This window comes from Streptomyces sp. NPDC048637 (assembly GCF_040650675.1).
Taxonomy (GTDB): Bacteria; Actinomycetota; Actinomycetes; order Streptomycetales; family Streptomycetaceae; genus Streptomyces.
Genome location: NZ_JBEZHQ010000037.1, coordinates 60,423 through 78,373, shown reverse-complemented (window position 1 = coordinate 78,373; position 17,951 = coordinate 60,423). Strand labels below are relative to the sequence as shown.

12 protein-coding genes and 1 tRNA gene are annotated in these 17,951 nt (G+C 66.3%); 3 read left to right on the top strand and 10 right to left on the bottom strand.

Features of this window, described 5'->3' with window-relative positions:
• Positions 1-124: 124 nt before the first annotated feature.
• Positions 125-1,450 carry a M20/M25/M40 family metallo-hydrolase gene (locus AB0C46_RS32565; protein WP_362832262.1) on the bottom strand — a complete coding sequence of 442 codons (1,326 nt, stop codon included), beginning with the start codon at positions 1,448-1,450 and terminating at the stop codon, positions 125-127.
• A 307-nt stretch (positions 1,451-1,757) separates the two neighbouring features.
• Here AB0C46_RS32565 and AB0C46_RS32560 point away from each other — a divergent pair.
• Positions 1,758-1,842: transfer RNA gene (locus tag AB0C46_RS32560), tRNA-Leu, on the top strand.
• Here AB0C46_RS32560 and AB0C46_RS32555 read toward each other — a convergent pair.
• A complete protein-coding gene (locus AB0C46_RS32555; protein ID WP_362832261.1) occupies positions 1,807-2,241 on the bottom strand; it encodes a hypothetical protein in 435 nt (144 codons plus the stop codon). The two genes, AB0C46_RS32560 and AB0C46_RS32555, sit on opposite strands and share 36 nt — an antisense overlap.
• A gap of 116 nt (positions 2,242-2,357) precedes the next feature.
• Between AB0C46_RS32555 and AB0C46_RS32550 the strand changes: the two genes are divergently transcribed.
• Positions 2,358-2,582 carry a hypothetical protein gene (locus tag AB0C46_RS32550; RefSeq protein ID WP_362832260.1) on the top strand — a complete coding sequence of 75 codons (225 nt, stop codon included), beginning with the start codon at positions 2,358-2,360 and terminating at the stop codon, positions 2,580-2,582.
• Between the two features lie 932 nt (positions 2,583-3,514).
• On the opposite strand, the gene eccCa is transcribed toward AB0C46_RS32550, so the two are convergent.
• The 6 genes from eccCa to AB0C46_RS32520 all read right to left on the bottom strand — a co-directional run bounded on the left by eccCa (position 3,515) and on the right by AB0C46_RS32520 (position 14,481).
• Positions 3,515-7,453 (bottom strand): type VII secretion protein EccCa, encoded by a 3,939-nt coding sequence (eccCa, locus tag AB0C46_RS32545; RefSeq protein ID WP_362832259.1) that lies wholly within the window; start codon positions 7,451-7,453, stop codon positions 3,515-3,517.
• A gap of 11 nt (positions 7,454-7,464) precedes the next feature.
• The gene (gene mycP / locus AB0C46_RS32540) at positions 7,465-8,745 is read right to left on the bottom strand and encodes a type VII secretion-associated serine protease mycosin (RefSeq protein ID WP_362832258.1); all 1,281 of its coding nucleotides are present in this window, start codon (positions 8,743-8,745) and stop codon (positions 7,465-7,467) included.
• Between the two features lie 1,680 nt (positions 8,746-10,425).
• Positions 10,426-10,734 (bottom strand): hypothetical protein, encoded by a 309-nt coding sequence (locus AB0C46_RS32535; RefSeq protein ID WP_362832257.1) that lies wholly within the window; start codon positions 10,732-10,734, stop codon positions 10,426-10,428.
• A gap of 363 nt (positions 10,735-11,097) precedes the next feature.
• Complete coding sequence (locus AB0C46_RS32530; RefSeq protein ID WP_362832256.1) at positions 11,098-11,727, bottom strand: hypothetical protein; 630 nt, start codon at positions 11,725-11,727, stop codon at positions 11,098-11,100.
• 55 nt (positions 11,728-11,782) lie between these two features.
• A complete protein-coding gene (locus tag AB0C46_RS32525) occupies positions 11,783-14,026 on the bottom strand; it encodes a hypothetical protein (RefSeq protein ID WP_362832254.1) in 2,244 nt (747 codons plus the stop codon).
• A 2-nt stretch (positions 14,027-14,028) separates the two neighbouring features.
• Entirely contained in the window at positions 14,029-14,481 is a 453-nt protein-coding gene (locus AB0C46_RS32520) for a hypothetical protein (protein ID WP_362832253.1), read from the bottom strand.
• 173 nt (positions 14,482-14,654) lie between these two features.
• Between AB0C46_RS32520 and AB0C46_RS32515 the strand changes: the two genes are divergently transcribed.
• Positions 14,655-14,993 (top strand): hypothetical protein, encoded by a 339-nt coding sequence (locus AB0C46_RS32515; RefSeq protein ID WP_362832252.1) that lies wholly within the window; start codon positions 14,655-14,657, stop codon positions 14,991-14,993.
• Between the two features lie 513 nt (positions 14,994-15,506).
• On the opposite strand, the gene AB0C46_RS32510 is transcribed toward AB0C46_RS32515, so the two are convergent.
• Both AB0C46_RS32510 and AB0C46_RS32505 read right to left on the bottom strand, forming a co-directional pair.
• Positions 15,507-16,493 (bottom strand): hypothetical protein, encoded by a 987-nt coding sequence (locus AB0C46_RS32510; protein ID WP_362832251.1) that lies wholly within the window; start codon positions 16,491-16,493, stop codon positions 15,507-15,509.
• Positions 16,494-17,042: 549 nt separating this feature from the next.
• A complete protein-coding gene (locus AB0C46_RS32505) occupies positions 17,043-17,642 on the bottom strand; it encodes an ATP-binding protein (RefSeq protein WP_362832250.1) in 600 nt (199 codons plus the stop codon).
• Between the last annotated feature and the right edge of the window lie 309 nt (positions 17,643-17,951).

Genomic DNA, 17,951 nt, shown 5'->3' with positions numbered 1-17,951 from the left:
ATACGATCCCAGCCGCGGACCGCACTGACTGCAACGAGGAAAATGACGTTCAAGCTACGAACACATCAGTGTGTTCACTCTTTTCAGCGAAGCCGGCACGAAAGGCAGGAAAATCGCGCCGAATTCAGCTCTGGTCGATGAACCGATCGAGCACCCGCACCCCGAACTTCAGTCCGTCCACCGGCACTCGCTCGTCCACACCGTGGAACATTCCTGCGAAGTCCAGCTCCGGCGGCAGCTTCAGCGGGGCGAAGCCGAATCCGCGGATCCCGAGATCGTCGAAGGACTTGGCGTCCGTACCGGCGGACAGCATGTACGGCACCGCCCGCGCGATCGGGTCCTCGGCCTGCAGCGCCGACTGCATCGCGTCGACCAGCGCACCGTCGAAGGTGGTCTCCAGCGCCTTGTCCGCATGGACGTCCTCGCGCTTGACCCGCGGGCCCAGGATCCGGTCCAGGTCGGCCAGGAACTCCTCCTCGTAGCCCGGCAGGAACCGGCCGTCGACATGCGCGGTGGCCTGTCCCGGGATGACATTGACCTTGTAACCGGCGCCCAGCTGCGTGGGGTTGGCGGTGTTCTTGAGCGAGGCGCCGATCAGTTTGGCGATGCCGCCGAGCTTCGCCAGCGTGGCGTCCATGTCCTCCGGGTCGAGCTCGGTGCCCAGCGCGTCCCCGAGCTGGTCGAGGAAGGACCGCAGGGTCTTCGTCACCCGCACCGGGAACTCGTGCCGGCCCAACCGCCCGACGGCCTCGGACAGTTCGGTGATGGCGTTGTCCTTGTGGATCATCGAACCGTGTCCGGCGCTGCCGTCCACGGTCAGCTTCATCCAGTGCATGCCCTTCTGGGCCGTCTCGATGAGATAGAGCCGGACCTGCTCGTTGACCGTGAAGGAGAAGCCGCCGACCTCGCTGATCGCCTCCGTGACCCCCTCGAAGAGGTGCGGATGGTGGTCGACGAGATAACGCGCGCCGTAGGTGCCGCCCGCCTCCTCGTCCGCGAGGAAGGCCAGCACGATGTCGCGCGGCGGCTTGCGCCCGCTGCGCAGCCGGTCACGGACGACCGCCAGCGTCATCGCGTCCATGTCCTTCATGTCGACCGCGCCACGGCCCCAGACGCAGCCGTCGGCGATCTCACCGGAGAAGGGGTGGTGGGTCCAGTCGTCGGCGTTGGCCGGGACGACGTCGGTGTGTCCGTGGATGAGCAGCGCGGGCCGGGAGCGGTCCTCGCCCTCGATCCGGGCGACGGTCGAGGCGCGGCCCTTGTGGGACTCGAAGATCTGCGGCTCCAGGCCGACCTCGGCGAGCTTCTCCGCGACGTACTCGGCGGCGGCCCGCTCACCCGGGCCCGAGTGGTCGCCGTAGTTGCTGGTGTCCATCCTGATCAGGTCCCGGCAGAGGTCGACCACCTCGTCCTCGCCGGTGACCGTGCGGGCCGGCTGTGACTCACTCATGCCTGAACCTCGCTTCGCTCGGCCCCGCATTCGCGGGGCTCGCACCCTTCCCTGGTTCGCTCGCGGAGCTCGCTCACAGTGCCTCCTTAGGGTTCACGGCCGCCTCGCGCACCCCGAGGGCACGGCCCGCGGCAGGGGTCCACTGCCATCCTCCACCCGTCACCCCCTGCACCCAAGGCCGCAATACTCCCGACATGCCCTGGTCACAGCCCCGCATCCGGCCACATGTGCGGGTGATCGACCACCCTCGAAGGTTTGCTATTGTTTTCCACGTCGGAACGGCCCAGGCCGCAACGGCAGACACCTTGTCCGGGTGGCGGAATGGCAGACGCGCTAGCTTGAGGTGCTAGTGCCCTTTATCGGGCGTGGGGGTTCAAGTCCCCCCTCGGACACGCAGATACGCACATGTCAGCGGGTTGTGACCGTACGGTCACAACCCGCTGATTTGCGTGGTACTCCAGCTCAAGGCCGCAATCGGCGTAGAGCGGGGCTATGTCTTCCGGGTCGGCGACCTGGAGCCGGCCGGCCATGCCTCCGAGGGCCTTGATCATGTGGTGGACCTGTTCCTCGGTGAGGATGTCCCGCTGAGCGTCCGACGCGGCGGCGAGCTGCTGGCGGGCGGCTGTCTGCTCGTTCTGGGCGGCGGTGATCCAGCCGGCTACGACCGCGGGATCGGCTCCGGCATCCAATGCGGCGCGGTATCGGTCGATGCGTCGATCCGTCTCGGTGACGATCCGCCGTGCGGCTTCCAGGGCGGGGGGCGGCAGCCGGTTGCCGCTGCCGGCTCTCACACATGGCCCGGATGGTGCGGCCAAGATGTCCGGGTGCGAAGACGCGGGTGAGCGCCGAGGGCATGGGCTGAGCTATTGCCGGGAGCTGGGTCGACCTCGGCGAGCACGCACTCGCCGTGCACCGCCCGCAGCTGGCAGCGCTGCTGACCGCCATGCGGGCAGAGGCGGACTATCGCGAGGTGCTGTGCCTTGTGCTTACCAGGGAAAGGCTGGCAACCAACACCACGCACCGTCTGCTGCTCGAACAGCGCGTCCTTGCAGCCGGAGGCCGGACGGTCACCACATTCGACGAGTCCGACCAACCGACCCTGAGCGCCATTCTGGAGGGGGAGGGCCCGTGACTCCACATCAGCGCCGCATCGTCACCTACCTGACGTGCCTGGCCGCGCTTGCTCTTGTGCTCACCATCGGCATCATCGGCGGTGGCCATGACTAGCTCGAGTCAGCGTCCGCAGGTTGGCGATGAAGTCGAGGAGGCCACTGGCCGCCGAGCGATCGTCACCGACATCAGGAAGGGCATTCCGTACCTGCGAGCTGTGGGGCGTAGGGAGTGGCCCGCAGAGGATCCGGACTCGCTCACGGTGATGCGGACGCGGTCGCAGCGGATCGCGGACGGTGACCTGTACTGAGCGCATGGTGACGCAGCCGTAGTCAGTTTCGTCAGAGCTGCGCACGATCCCCGATGTACCTCGTCATCTCGCAGGCCATCCGCGAGATTCCGGCGAATTTCACGCACAGTCTGGTATCGGTACCGGTGTCGAATCTGCCCCACCTATGGCTGAGCGTACTTCCGACCCGGTGTGCCTGCGCTGTGCTGAAGCGCCGCCCATTCATGAAGACGCTGACCTGCCGGTGCTTCGTCCCCCGGGAAGGGTTGGTCCAGATCGCCGTCACGGAATTCAAATGATTGCGACCCTCCAGGCGGATACAGACCTGAGGCCCCGAGAAGTGGTGCGTACAAGCACTGGTGTCAGCCGCAGCCGGGACCGCGGTCGCAAAGAGGAGCAGCACCGAGACCATCACTAGAGGGATGGAACGCTTCAAAACCGGACTAGATGTCATGAACGTCACGCTTGCTCAACGCGCTGTCGGCACGAAGGCATCGCCGCCTTCACCGCGATCACTCAACCAGCCGAGCACCCGGCCCCACAAGCTGACCTGCCCTGGGACGACTTCAAGTCTCCGAACATGCCCCAGCACAGCTACAGCAGTTCCGACCAGACCTGCCGGACGCCATCCGACATATGAACCGGGTGGTGACCTTCGGCAAGGCTCACGAGGCCGTTGGGAGGAATCCGATCTGCACGAGCCCGGTGGGACCCCGGCGGGGAACGAACTGCGCCCGGCCCGGGGGCATGGGCGTGGCCTTGGTAGTGCCGATGAGCGGCCCTTCTTCGGGGTCGCCGGAGAGGATGATCCCTTGGGCGCCGAGTTCTTTGAGGCGTCGGGTGACGGGTTCGAAGGTGGCGCGGGCGGCGCCTGCGGTGGAGCGGGCCACGATCACGCGCAGGCCGATGTCGCCGGCGTAGGGCAGGTACTCGGCGATTGCCTCCAGCGGGTTGCCGGAGGGCAGGGCGACAAGGTCGTAGTCGTCGATGACGACGAAGACCTCAGGCCCCTGCCACCAGCTACGGGCACGCATCTGTTCGGCAGTCGTGTCTTCGGTGGGCATGCGAGTGCCCAGCAGCGGGCCGAGCTGTGCCAGCCCCTGTTCCAGGGAACCGACGGCCGGCGCATAGTGCAGGACATGGTCCTCGGGAAGATGCCCGAACAGGCCGCGCCGGTAGTCGCCGACCAGCAGCAGCGCTTCATGTGGCTGATGCTGGTCGGCGATGCGCTGGGCGATCAGGCGCAGGAGTGCGGACTTTCCTGATTCGCTCTCGCCGTAGATGACCAGGAGCGGGTCGGTGTCGAGATTGACGTACACCGGGGAGAGGGTGGCTTCCTCGACCCCGATGGCGCAGCCGAGCTCAAGCGTTTCGCTGGCCTTGGGCAGGTCGTCCGCGGACAGCCGGTCGGGAAGCATCCGGACGGGTGGGCACACCGACCCGGACCAGTGAGCCTCGATCTGCGCCACGAGCTGCTCGCTGCTCCATGCCGGGCTATCCACGGAGCCGGAGTCGGGGTTGTCGAGGTGGGGCAGGGCGGTGACGAAGTGGACTCCTCCTACTGCGAGGCCGTGGCCGGGGCGGTTGATGGGGATGTTGCGGGCGCGTTTGCGGTCGTGTGCGGAATCGAGCGGGTCCGCCAGGCGCAGTTCCAGGCGAGCGCCGAACTGGTCGGTGAGCGCGGGCCGCATCTCGTTGTACCGGGAAGCCACGACGAAGAGGTGGACACCGTAGGCGAGACCGCGCAGCGCCAGAGCTTCGATGTCGGGGACCAGGTTCTCCCACTCACGTTTGAACGCGGCCCAGCCGTCGATGACCAGGAAGACATCGCCCCACAGATGGTCGTCGTAATGGCCATCCGCGCGGCGTGCGCGGTACGTCTGCATGGAGTCGATGTGATGGGCGTGGAAGAACTCCTCCCGCTCACGGAGGATGCCCATCACCTCGGCAACGCTCCGCCGCACCTTGCCGGCCTCCAGCCGTGACGCGACGCCTCCGACGTGCGGGAGTCCGGCGAGGGTGAACAGGCTGCCGCCGCCGTAGTCCACGCAGTAGAACTGCACTTCTTTCGGCGTGTGCGTCAACGAGAGCGACAGTATGAGTGTGCGCAGGAGGGTTGATTTCCCCGAGCGGGGGCCTCCGATGACGACGACATGACCGCCCGGACCGGAAAGGTCCTGAGTGAGGATGTCGCGACACTGTTCCAACGGCTTGTCCGCCATTCCGAGCGGAATGGTAAGACTCAAGGTCCGCGGGTCGGCTGCATGCAGACCACGTTCGGCTGTGATCGACATGGGTGGCAGCAGCTGACCGAGGGAAGGGGAAATCTCCAGTGGCGGCAACCAGATCTGCCGTGCGGGTGTCCCCTGCCCTGCCAGGCGATCGACGATGACGTCCAGGACGGTCTCGGCGGGTGCGGTCGATGCCTGCGGATTCGCCTCCTGCTCCGGAGCCGGCGCGTCGAATGTGGCGCAAGCCGACTCCGCTGTGAAAAGCACGGGGGACCGCTCGACGACACGCTGACCGGCCACTGGAGCGGCAGCGGCCTGGTGCGGGGCGGATACGTAAGCGGACTTGAATTGTGTAGCGGGTTCGGTGCCGTGCTGCAAGAGCCCGGCACCGGGGACCGAGGGCAGATGGTAGGCGGCCGGGGTGCCGAGTGCGGCGCGGGACTCGTCAGCGGAGAAAGTACGCATGACCAGCCGGTAGGACAGGTAGGTATCCAGGCCGTGCAGTTGTCCCTCCTCCAGACGCTGGGTGGCCAGCAGCAGATGTATTCCCAGGGAACGACCGATACGGCCGATCTGCAGGAACATCTGGAGGAAGTCGGGCCGGGAGGCCAGCAGCTCGCTGAACTCATCCAGCACGATCAGCAGGGACGGTAGAGGCTCCAGCTGGGCGCCCGCAGCCCTTGCCTTCTCGTAGTCGTGGATGTTGGCGAAATTGCCGCTGGAGTGCAGCAGTTCCTGGCGCCGTGTCAGCTCGCTGGTGACCGCATCGTGCATACGATCAACGAGTGCGAGGTCCTCTACGAGATTGGTGATCAGCGCCGCCACATGTGGCAGGTCGGCCAGGCCGGCGAATGTCGCCCCGCCTTTGAAGTCCGCCAGAGTGAAGTTCAACGTCTCCGACGAGTGCGTGGCGGCCAGGCCCAGGACCAGCGTACGCAGCAGCTCGGACTTACCCGAGCCGGTGGCACCCACACACAGGCCATGCGGCCCCATGCCGCCCTGGGAAGCCTCCTTGAGGTCCAGCGCCACGGGCGCGCCGTCTCCATCGACACCGATGGGTACTCGCAGCCGGCCCTGGGGGCCGCGCGGGCGCCACGCCTGCGTCACATCCAGCGACGCTGGTGCGTTGATGCCCATCAGCTCGGCGAAGTCCAGGTCGCCCACCAGCGGATCCACGTCTTCCTCGGCGTGGCTGCGCAAGGGAGCCAGCGCACGGGCCAACGCCACCGCCTCCGTGCCCGACAGGACATCCGGAACACCCTCGTATGCCGCACCGGCCCCGGACTCCAGACGCAACTCGCCCGGCGTGACGGTCAACACCGACTGCCCATAGCCGTCCCTTGCAAGGTCGCTGCCGGGCTCGACCTCGAGAACGGTCATGCCCAGGCGCTCTTCCCGGCCGACGCCCGCCACCTGCTCCTTCAACACGACCACGTGCGGCCGGTCGAGAAGCGGCTGGGCGTCGCGCTGAAACTCTGGTCGCGTAGCGAGGTCTTCGGCCAGCAACTCCTCAAGGGCGTCCAACGAGCGGCACACCAGGAGCCCCGGCCCGGTCCCATCCAAAGCTATGTGGTGCTGGACGTGCGGCAGCCACTTGACCCAGTCCCACTCCGGCAGTGCTCCCGGCGCCGCGACCACCGCGATCCGTAGGTCGGCAGGCGAATGCAAGGCGGCCAGCTGGCACACGATCGCCCGCACCGTCCCATAGACGGCTTCCGCATCGCCTCGGATCACCAGCCGTGGGAAGGCACGCAGCGAAACGGCCAGAGGCAGGTCATCGAGCTGCCCGTAGGCGGCCAGGAATTGCCGCAGCGCATGCTCAGCCAGCGGATCCCACTCGTCGGCCGGCTCTGCCCGGGGCACGACCAGCCTGGTAGCAAGCTTCTGCGTGCCCCGCCCGATACGTACCTCAGCGAAGTCGTCATCGGCCGGCCGCCGCTCCCACAGACGGCGGCGATGCGCAACAACGGCCCACAACTGGGCCGGCTCGGGGAAGGCGTAGCACTCCGAACGCCGTTGCCTGCGCGCGGTCTCCCGCACCTCCTCCCGGGCGCGCGCAAGGTGCCTCAGATAATCCCGCCGTTCCCCATTCATGTACGTAGCCGATCCACGCAGGGCCCGCACGATCTGGGCCAAGGCCAGCGCCAGCGTGGAGACCACCATCACGGCGCCCATCACCCTCATGAACGGGTGCGAGCCCGGAAGGAAGAAGAACGCCGCGGATCCGCCCATCCCCATCATGGGCATCAGCATCAATGCGACCGACTCGCTCCCCTTTCGGGGCAGCGTGGGCGGAGCCTTCAGCCGAAGCTCGCCCTTGGAATATTCACGAGGCAGCGTCCGGACAGGACGCTTGACGGTAACGGTTGCCAACGGGCGCCCGGCTACTGCCCGAAACCCGAGCCGGGCCGCTGCCCGTCATACGGCGGCTGGGCGCCACCCGGTCGCGGCGGAGCCATATATGCGCCGGGAATGACAGGGGGCGCAGGTGGGACGACAGGGCGGCGTCGCCGGATTACCACCACGGCCAGAGCAGCCATGAGTCCTAGGGCCACCACCCCCGCGACAGCCGCTACGACGTACACCGACCGGTCTCCGCTGGAGGAGGTGCCGGGTTTGGCGGCTTCGGCGGGAGCGGCTGCGGAGGGGGTGGGCGACGGAGCGGGCAGGGGCCCGTTCTTTGATCCGGCAGGAATGTCGGCGGTCAGCGCACTGTAGGGGCGGATGAAGCCATAGCCGTAATGCTTGTCCGGAACCTTCAACCCGGTCGCCGATTCCGGCAGCTTCGCCGTCTTCACGAGGCGGTTGGCGATCTGACCCGCCGTGAGATCTGGAAACTTCGCACGAAGGAGAGCGGCGGCTGCCGAAACGTAGGCCGTGGAATTGGAGGTTCCACTCCCTCCGCCGTACTGGCGGCGCGGCCCCGCGCTCACAACGTCCACGGCGGGCGCTGAGAGCAGAACGTGTGGCCCGTAGTTGGACTTGTCCCAGATCTTCCCGGAGGAGTCGACACCGCCCACCGAAATCACACCGGGATAGCTTGCGGGATAGTTCGGCGTGCCAACGCCGTCATTCCCGGACGCGGCCACAATGACGGCGTCTCTCTCCTGCGCATACCGGATGGCGTCATCCATGCCGGGGACCTTGAACTCATCCCCCAGCGAAAGGTTAATGACCGTCGCACCATGGTCCACGGCGTAACGAATCGCTTGCGACACCGGAGCATCCCCTTTGCCAGTGCCGACGCCCAAGCCGTCGTCCGTGTTGACGCGCAAAGAAAGGATTTTCGCGGCAGGGGCCAGTCCCATGATGCCGGCTCTACCACCTGGCCCGTGGCCATGGCCTGCAATCAACGACGCCATGGCGGTGCCGTGTACATCCTCCTTCTCGCGGTCGGCACGGCCGCTGCCCTTGAGAAAGTCCTTGCCTGGCAACACGCTGCCTACAAGATCGGGATGAGTCCCGTCGACACCAGAGTCGACGAGGGCGACGGTCACCCCTTTCCCTGTGGACACCTTCCGAATGCCATCCACGTCGAACGACGCCACAGCCCACTGCCGATCGCGAATGGAATCGGCGACTGCAGGAGGCGCCAACTGCACGACACCGGCCCCACATAGCAGCACCGCCCCACCCGCCGACCGGACCCACCGCTTGAACGTCACGCCCTGCCGCTTCCTTCCGAACCGTCCGGCCCCAACTCACGCTCCTGCTGCACCGGCGCCTCAGGGGCACCGCGCTCCTCAGAGGACGGCACTCCGATGACTCCAGGCACAACGTCGCGCTGCGGAACCCAGGTCTCCTCATCCTCGACCAAGTAGTCCGGCCTCGATGAACCCCGCCGCTCCCGGTCCTCACGGCCCGAGCGTCCACCAGGCGGCACACCCATTGGGCCCCGACCTCGCGAAGACGGTCCCGAGCCGCTGTTGAGGCCGCCACCACGACTGCGATGCAGACCCGAGCCTCCCTGGGCGCCCTTCCCCGGCGCACCTGGCTTAGCCGGCTCTCCGACGACACCGCCGGGACGCCGCGTCAGCCCACCCTGGCGCCCACGCGCACTCCCTGAGCCGGACGCACCAGAGCCACCCGTACCACCGATCGGTGGCCGCGCCCCCTGGCCCGTCCGATCAGGGGTCCCCGGCGCAGTAGACCTTCCCGAACCCGCACGACCACCTCCAGGCGTCGCTCCCGGGACCGGCGAGCCGGGGCGTGCCGGCCTGCCGCCGAGCGGACCACGCCCGCCACCGAGCGGCAGACCGCCAGAAGGCACGCCTGGCTCGCCGGTCCCCGAACCGAAGTCACGAGGGGCTCCTCCGACTACCGGACCGCCAGAGCCTGCGCGCGACGGGCCGACGGGCCTCGGAACCCCGCCTCGCACACCATCCAGCGACGTACCAGGACGCGGTGCCTTCGGTGCAGAGGGATGCGCCACCGGACTGGCAGAACCCCCCTCGCTGGGCGCACCGTTCGTCCTCACCGGGCGCGGCGATGTCATCCCGCCTGAAGCAGACGTACCGCTGATCGTCTTCGTGCTCGCCGAACTGGAGCCGCCCTTCCGCGGACTCGCAACACCGGTACCCATGGATCCCGCGACCACAGGCGGTGGCACGATCCTGTCCGGTGGATCGATCGGCTTCCACCGCTCGCGATGGGGTTTACCTGCCAAGTCCTGCGCCTTGGCGTTGTAGGAGGCCCCGAGCTTTTCCATATGGCTGGCGGCCTGCAAGGCGATCTCCCGTCCGCGGGAGAGGCTGCTGGCATGCTTCGCGAGAGCATCTTTTGTGCTCATGCCCTTGGCGACGTCCTTGTTGAGGCCTTCGTCGCTCCGCTGCCCGCCATCAGCCACCCAATCCGCGCCATCCTTGATCTTCGAACCAATGGCATGGAGAATTCCGCCGTTCCCCTTCTCCTCACCCACGGTGTCCTGCAAGGCCATAACAGCGGTTTTGGCATCGCGAAGATCACTCGCAGCGGATCTCAGAGTATGGGAAGTATTCTTCGCATAAAGCGCGCCGTGCTTGAGGCTCGTGCTCAAGATCTTTGCCCGCGCGGCGAAGGCGTCGGCCGCCGCCCCGTGCCAGTGCTCCCGAACATCCGCCACAGCCTTGTCCAGCAGATCCCGCACACTGCCATCGGGTGCAGCGCCAGCTATCTGATCATGGACATGCATCCAGTGATCGGCGATCTCTTCAACCTTGCCCGGCTGTGCGTCCTGCACCATGCCCTTCAACTTTTCGAGCGTATGGCTCGAAAAGTCTGTGTGGTGCCCGCCCCCACGACTACTCATTCCCGTCCTCCCCCGTTCTCTCGCCCCACGTGCGTGAGACGAGAGACCTCTCTATTTATCAGCGCATCGACGCGCGGACGTCTTGCTCGCGACTGTCGTAACCGCTCAGCACCACTGAGGACTTCTGACTCACCTCAGCGATCATGCTCTTCAGCTCGGTGACCATGGCGGCAATCTCCTGCTTCATCTTGCCGTGCGCACCCCTCAGCGCAGTCTCCTCGCCGAACTCCCGCCCCAGGTAGCCCTCCGGCAGCTCTGTCTTGTACTCCGCGGTCGACCCGACCCCGTCCATGGTGTCCACCAGCGAGTTGAGCCGAGTGATCACCTGTTGCAGCGCACTCAGATCGACGCGATATTCCTCAGCCACCCGAAATCCCCCGGTCCTCACAAAACACTCGCCCGGCACCCATGCCACAGCTAATCCATGTAACCCCTTGCCGGGAACGCGCGTCAACCACGGCCGTTCCGCCCCTGAAACACATCATGTTCTGGCCGAATATCGACATACATCTGGCTGCTTTGCGCCCGGTCACTCCGGCGAGACTCTTCTTGGCAACGGCAAATTTTCGAGCTATTGCCGGGGAAATGCTGCTCAACAGCCGGTCGTGCCCGGCCTCGACTTCCTTGACCGTGAGGCACGGGCCCCTGGTGCGACCACAGTCCGAGGTGACACGCGCTCAGGGGGAGGGAGATCTCCCCTGCCCGCTCCGAGAAAATGCCACCGCCGGACTCAGCCGGCGCTCCCCACCTTGGGCGCACCGTCCGGGATGTTGAGAGGCTCCTTGCATCTCATGGTGGAGTGAGCGTGCTCAGCGACCCGGGAGGCAAGGTAAGCGAGATCCTGGCGACGTTTGTCGTTTTCCTCGACGGCAGACCCGGAGGCATGTGCTACGACGGCAACGTAAGTCGTAATGGCTTTGCCGTCGTCGTTCTTGGGTTGGTTCCGGGGCAAGGTGCACGGCACATGTATGGCGGCGTCCTTGTTGTAAGACACAGCGCGGTCGCCAGCATCGAAGGCCATTTTAGGCCCGACTGCACTGGGGATTTGCGATTTCGTGAATCGTTCCCAGTCTGCGGTCGAGCCTCGCTCAAGGTTTGCAGTGACTCGAAGGACCTGGGTACGGCCAGCCGATACAGTGCAGTTTTCAAGAAGGGAACCATCCCGTGCGTAATCCACCCATGAGGAAGTCACGGATGGATTACTTGGGATATTCCGGGTGACGGGGCCAGCGTCGGTGGATACCACAGTACCCCCACAGATATCGGCCACATCATCGGTTGCGTTCGGGCTCAGCAGGGTGCGCTCCACCGCCAGGGTGCCGCCGACACCCACGACAAGGGCGGCAAGCACCGTCACCAAGTGCCGCCTCCGAGGGGCGCGCCGCGCTGCGTCTTCTTGTCGAGCGGGCCTGTTGTCAGGAGCCGGCGTTGTCATTGGTGTTGCCCTTCACGGAGACGAAGCCGAGTGAGTTGCCGTCCTCAGCTCCGCGTTGTATGGCGGCCTGTATGTCTTGTCTTGACAGCCCCGAGGGATGGTTCGCGTTGGCCAGGGAAGCAGCGCGCTCGGTGACTGTGCGCAGAGACTCCTGATTCTTCTCCATCTCGCCGGCGGCGCTGTAGAGGGCATCACCCTTGGGGTCACGTACGAATCCCCCGGTGATGGAATCGATGAGCCTGCCACTCACATCTCCCGCCGCGGCGCCGACGAGTGCCCCTCCGATGGGTGACACGATGTGGCTAGTGCCGACGCCGACGCCGATTCCGACGATGGTCTTCGCCCAACCGCCGCTGTCGGCCAGGGCCTTGTTGAACTTCGAGTCGTTGTCCACGGCGCCCTGAACAACTGCATCCTTGCGCCCGTTGTCGATAATGCTTTCGATCTGGCCGCCCCGACGAGTGACCTCTTCCAGGGTCTCCGAGTTGGTCCTGTCGTTAGCTTCCGGGTGGGCGAAATGATAGTTAAGCACTTCACTGGTGTACTGGGTCTGGCCGTAGTTGATACCGGCGAACCCGTCTGGGTCCTTGCCCACCGTGTACAGAAAACGGGTTATATCGCGCGTCCCATTCCCTTCAGGGAACAGGAGCGGAGGATTCTTCCCTCGTGGGTAGAGCGAGTCGAGCTCGCCATCGGAGGTACCGTCATCGCGCCCTCCGGAAAGCAGGTGGTGAATGTCCGGCATATATTCGGCCGACATCCTGCCGAGGCTGCCGCCCATGCCGTCGTGGATGGTGCTGTCGTCTTTGGAGACGGTGGTGATGACCTTGCTCATCACTTCTGCCTCCTCCTTGGTGTGGGGCGCACCGGGCCCGGGTGGAGTGCCGAAGTCATGGCCGGTCGACGCTGCCTCCAGGGCGTGGCCCAGGGAGCTGTAGCCCGCGAGGCCGTCCTTGGTGTCCCCGTCCGGCGTCGAGTCGTCCGGCCAGACACGGTCCTTCATCAGGTACTCGAGATCCTTGTCGGACCCGAAAAAGCCCGTGGATGCCTTGTGGTTGTGGCCGAGCGCCTCCATGAATCCGGTCATGGGGTCGTTTCCCCGGTCGTTGGAGCTGCCGAAGTTCAGATCGGACTCGGTTTGGTATGTCCAGGGATTGGGGGCACCCTTGATCGTCGGATTGAAGTTCCGATCCGTGTCAAGCAGTTTCTTCCCGTAGTCCTTGAGGAAGTCCGAGTCGTAATTACCGTGCCTCATCAGGTTGCTCATCACCTGGAACCCGTACGGGTTCGCCGCGTCGCCGAAGCCAAGCCGCCGCGGCCCCAGATCGAGCATCTCGCTCTTCCAGTGCTTCATAGCGGCGCTGTCGCTGTGGGTGGCGGTTCCCAACGTGGTGCCCAGGTTCTCCTGCAAGTGCTTCAGCAGGGCGCGACGCTCCTTGTCAGGCTCGGTCGAAGGCTGGTAGGGCTTCTGTTCCGGATCGGCCACCTTGGCCCAGAAATCCAGGGATCCCTTGGGTCCCATGCCGACAGCGAGCCGCTCCGAGAACTCCTTGTCATGATCCTTGACTTCAAGGATGCGATTGAGCTGGCTGAGCTGCTTGTCAGAGAGCTTGCCGCCACTCTTGGTCAGCGCCAAGGCCTGATCGGCTTCGGCCGCGTCGAGTGAGGTGTGGACCTTGGTGTTGAATCCGAGGTTCTTCGCACCGTTCGCATCACGACGCAGCGCGTAATTCAGTCCCTCGTCGGCAACGGTCGCACGTTTGACCACCGTAGCGATGCGGCCTCGCAACGCCTGGATTTTCTCGTCCCGCTGCTTGAGGTACGTGTGATCGGGATCAGCATTGCGTCCTGCGCTTCGAGTGGGGTCGGCGTCGACAATGGTCCCGTCCTCGGTGACCTTGAGCTTGTCGGCCGGGGCATCTTCCTCCACGATCCGGCGGAGCTGCTTCTGGAGGGTGTGGAGCTCCTCATGCGCGTCCTGGAGGAGTCGCGCGATGTCGCGGGATTCTTCGGTTGCAGCCTGGTACTGCTTACGCAGCTTGACAAAGGCAGTCTGAGCCTTATCGGCGGCCTCGCCCTCCCAGTCGGATTTTAAGAGATTGGCAACGCGCGCATCGAATGATTCAGTGAGACCCTGGTACTTCTTCGGAACGAGATGCCATTCGTCGGCAGCCGCTTTGAGCTTGCCAAGGTCGGCGTGCATGATGTCGGAGAAATCGACCATTTTCACTTGCCCCCGTGGTTGATCGAGTTCATCCGGGCCTGCTCTTCCCGATCGGTGTCCTTGTACGCCGTAGCGGTGTTGTGCAGGTTTGCGCACGCATCGGACAGCTGCTCGCTGAAGTTGACGGCTTCGTCCGCCCATCGCGCTCGCATGGCGCCAAGCCCGCCCGCACTCTCCCAGCCCTGTAGGCCGATGACCGAGCCATCGGTCGCGTTCAGGGCACCCAACCCCACCTGGTCCGTGTCGGAGCGGATCTCTTCCAGGGCGTTCTCCGCCTTGGTAAGCGTGGCGACGTGCACAGACGCATGCCCGCTCCGTGCGCCGGCGTATCCGTCGATGTTGGCCGAGTTGAGCTGCATGGCGACGTTCTGCTTCCGCGCAGCATCAGTCAACGTGCCATCAGAGTTGTAGCGGAAGGGATTGAGCCGACGGTCCCAGTCCTCGTTGTAATTCACATGCCCCCCGTATCGCCAGTGGATTCGACGCTCTGTTGAGCTAGATCACTGCGACGCGCAAGCGTAGCTGAGAGCCTCGTGCTGAGGTAGCGCCGCCGCTGTCCACCGTCTTGCTGCGCACGACGCATCGTCACTTACCGGCCAGAGCCCAACCGGTGAAGGACAGGCCAGGCATGCGCATCGAACCATTCACCCTCCTGGAGGAGGTCGAACGTCGCCTGCGCAGGACTCTAAACCGCTACAACCGGGCGGACCTCCCCACCCGCACGCGGAATATTCTGGAGAACAAGGGCCGGATCACCCTCGGCGAATACCGGCATGTATTCCAGGAACCGGCGCTGTGGAAGCAGCTCAGCTGGCCCTTCGACCAGCAGAGTTTCCTCGACCGCCTGGATATTGTGAAGAAGTTCCGTGACAGCGTCGCCCACTGGGATGTCGATGCACCGGAGGCCGAACGCGACGCGGTGGAGGCTACGCGTCAGATGTTGCGCCTCCTTCAGCTCGTCGCCTGACGCGTGTCGATCAGCGATCCGGAGCCGCCTTCGGGCGTGGGCCGCAGCGCATTCGCCCCTTGGCTGGGGAAGGCAGTGTTCTGAGCTTCGACCGGTGCGGGGTCGGCTGTTCGACCTGGCGGCTGCCCTCAACCGCCGAGCAGCGCGGCGACGCGCTACGGGCAGCGTGACCGAGGCCGTTGCAACTCGGCTGTGGTGCGGGTGGGTTGATGCGTTCGCGCGTGTGTGCTCAGCTGGGAAGCCCACTGAAACCCACCACCTCGCCACCACCTCGCCACCGCTTCCCCATGGCCGCCGCGGCCCCCTCGCCGACACCGTCGAGGCCGCCGACGCCGAACCGGCCACCGGACGGCCGAATGCCATGCGCGTCGCTTCCTGCGCGCACCACGCTGCGCTGCCTGACGAACCGCGTCCACCGCGCCCGCCGGCCGACCAGCGGAGGCCAAGACCGCGAGCACGTGAAGGCCACCCGAACCACCCGGCGGCCTTCACGCATTTGATCCTTTGTTGCGGTCAGTCGTCGGCGCTGTGGGGGAGGCCGTCGTCCAGGACGATGCGGATGGTCTCACCCTGGCCGGCGACATCGGCGAGTTCGGCCGCGATGCGGTGGTAGGCGGTCGTCGCCAGCGCCCAGTCGGCCTCCAGCGGGGTGGCGGTGGAGCGGGTGCTCCACAGCTCGATCAACAGGGCGATGAGAGAGCGTCCGGACAGGACGGTCTGGACGCGGCCCTCCTTGATGTCCTCCACCGCGGGCGGGGTACGGAAGTGGCCGTGGCCGACGGCCAGGGCGGCGAGCCACTCCCAGGTGTCCCGGTGCGCGACGAGCTCGGCGGAGGCGACACCAGCGGCCTTCAGCAGCAGGACGCCGTGGGCGACGCTCGCATCCTCGGGCCGGCTCCCGGAGGCCTGCGGCGCGGCGGGCGAGGCCGGCGTGGGGACGTCTGTGCCGTGGTAGGCGACCTCGATCGCGTTCTTGAGGGTGAGGTCCTGGTCGTCGCTCCCGCCCTCGGGCCGCGACTGCCGCTCGGTGTTGTCCATGATCTCCCCCTGTTGGTTGCTGCCGGGCTCGGTGTGCTGGTGCGGTGCGGTGACGGCGAGGCCGGGCTCAGGCCCGTGGCCTGCCTGCGCCACGGAATCCGCGGGCAGCTCATGCCGTGCGCCTCCTGGAGGCTCTGGCGACTCGTCGCTCTGCCCCGGACCGTCGGCCCGGTCCAGGGCGGCTACACGCAGGACGTCGGCGAGGTCCAGGAGCTGCCGGAGCTCGCCCCGGGTCTCGTTCAGGTCGTTGATCATCCGGTCCTGGCGCCGGCGCACTTCGCGGTTCTCCTCGCGCAGCCCGGTGACGCCCGTCTGGACGGCCTCCTGGATCTTCAGGCGGCTCTGCGTGATCTCCCCGTGCAGTGCGGACAGCCCGACCGTCGGATCGTCGAGGCGCTCCAGCTGTTTGCGGGCCTCCCGCAGCTCTTTCAGCGCGTCATCGAACGCCTGCTTCCACCCCACGTGACCCCCTGATTACTCTAAGTTGACGATCGCTCGTATCTCCCCACAAGAACTTCGTGTGACGCGGCGATTTCCAGCCCTTTGCCGGCCGGAGCCCGCCCGACAGGGGCCGACCGGGCAGCGGGGGTACAGGGGCCGGGGTGGCATCGAGGCCGTAAGCCCATGAGCGCACCGCGGATAGCGATGTACGCCACCGGACCGCCGTGGCCTGCCCCGCCGCCCCGACGCTGCTGCTGGTTCACGGCGAGGAGCGATGCGGTTCCGGGTCAACGAGCCACGCCGCTACCGGAGACGTACACCTACGGCAACGGCAGCTTTCCCCGCATCACCGGCATGTGCGTATGGTTCAAGTCCCCCCTCGGACACTTACGGGACATCCACGAGATCGCCCCTCCTCCGTTCACGGAATGCCGGTGCCCCCTTGGGGATCACCGGCATTTCGTCGTTCATGGGGCCTTCGGGCACCAGCACACATGCCGGGGTCACGGTCACTGACCGTGACCCCGGCATGCTGCGTTTCGTCTGCCGGCGGTGTCGGGAGCGATCCGATCAGGCGTGCAGCGTCCGGTGGCTGCGGTCGGCGGTGGTCTTCTCCTGCTCGTCGTGCGGGGCATCGCCGCCGATCAGGTCGACGGTGCCGACGAGCGGACAGACGTCCGGGAAGGTGCCGCAGCCGGTCTCGGTACCGTCGGCGAGCAGTGCCCAGGCGCAGGTTCCGGAGGGGGTGCGGTGCACCCCGAAGCCCTGGGTGAGGGCGTTCGCCAGGGCGAGGCCCCGGCCGCACTCCGCCACGTCGTTGGCGGCGGGCGCGGCGGGTTCCTGCCACTCGCCGTCGTCGGTCACCTCGATGCACAGCCGCCGGCCGGACCGGGCGAGGCCGACACAGAAGCCCTCGGCTCCGCTGTGCTGGAGGGTATTGGTGACGAGTTCGGAGACCAGGATGCACGCTTCGTAGGTCACGTCCTCGCCGACGCCCCAGGTGCGCAGCTGTGCGCGGGTGAAGGAACGGGCCTTGGCCGCGGCGCGCTCCTCGGTGGGCAGCGCGCACAGCGCGATGGCGCTGAGGCGTTCGAGCCCGGGGATACCCGGGGTCTTGGTGCCGGCCAGGGGGATCTCGCTGCCGAAGGCAGACTCTTGACCGGGGATCAAGCCTTCTTGGGAGGGACGGTGGACGAGCATGATGTCCTACTTTGTCGAGGAGGGGCCGACCGGTGACCGGGCCTGGTGGGCGGCGTGCTTCCGGTTCCACCGGCCCGTACCCTGCGGCCCTCGGTGCGAAGTGATGTCGCTTGCCGGGCGTTATGCCCTGGGATGGCCTCGTGCTCAATCCTTACCGGCGGCTTCCCGTCGCGTCCAAAGCCCATACGCACTGGATCCATAAGCAGGGGCTATGGCCTGTCGCCCCCTGGTTCCGGGCCTCGCGGGCACCTGGCGGCGGGCGTCGCTTCCCGGGGTGAC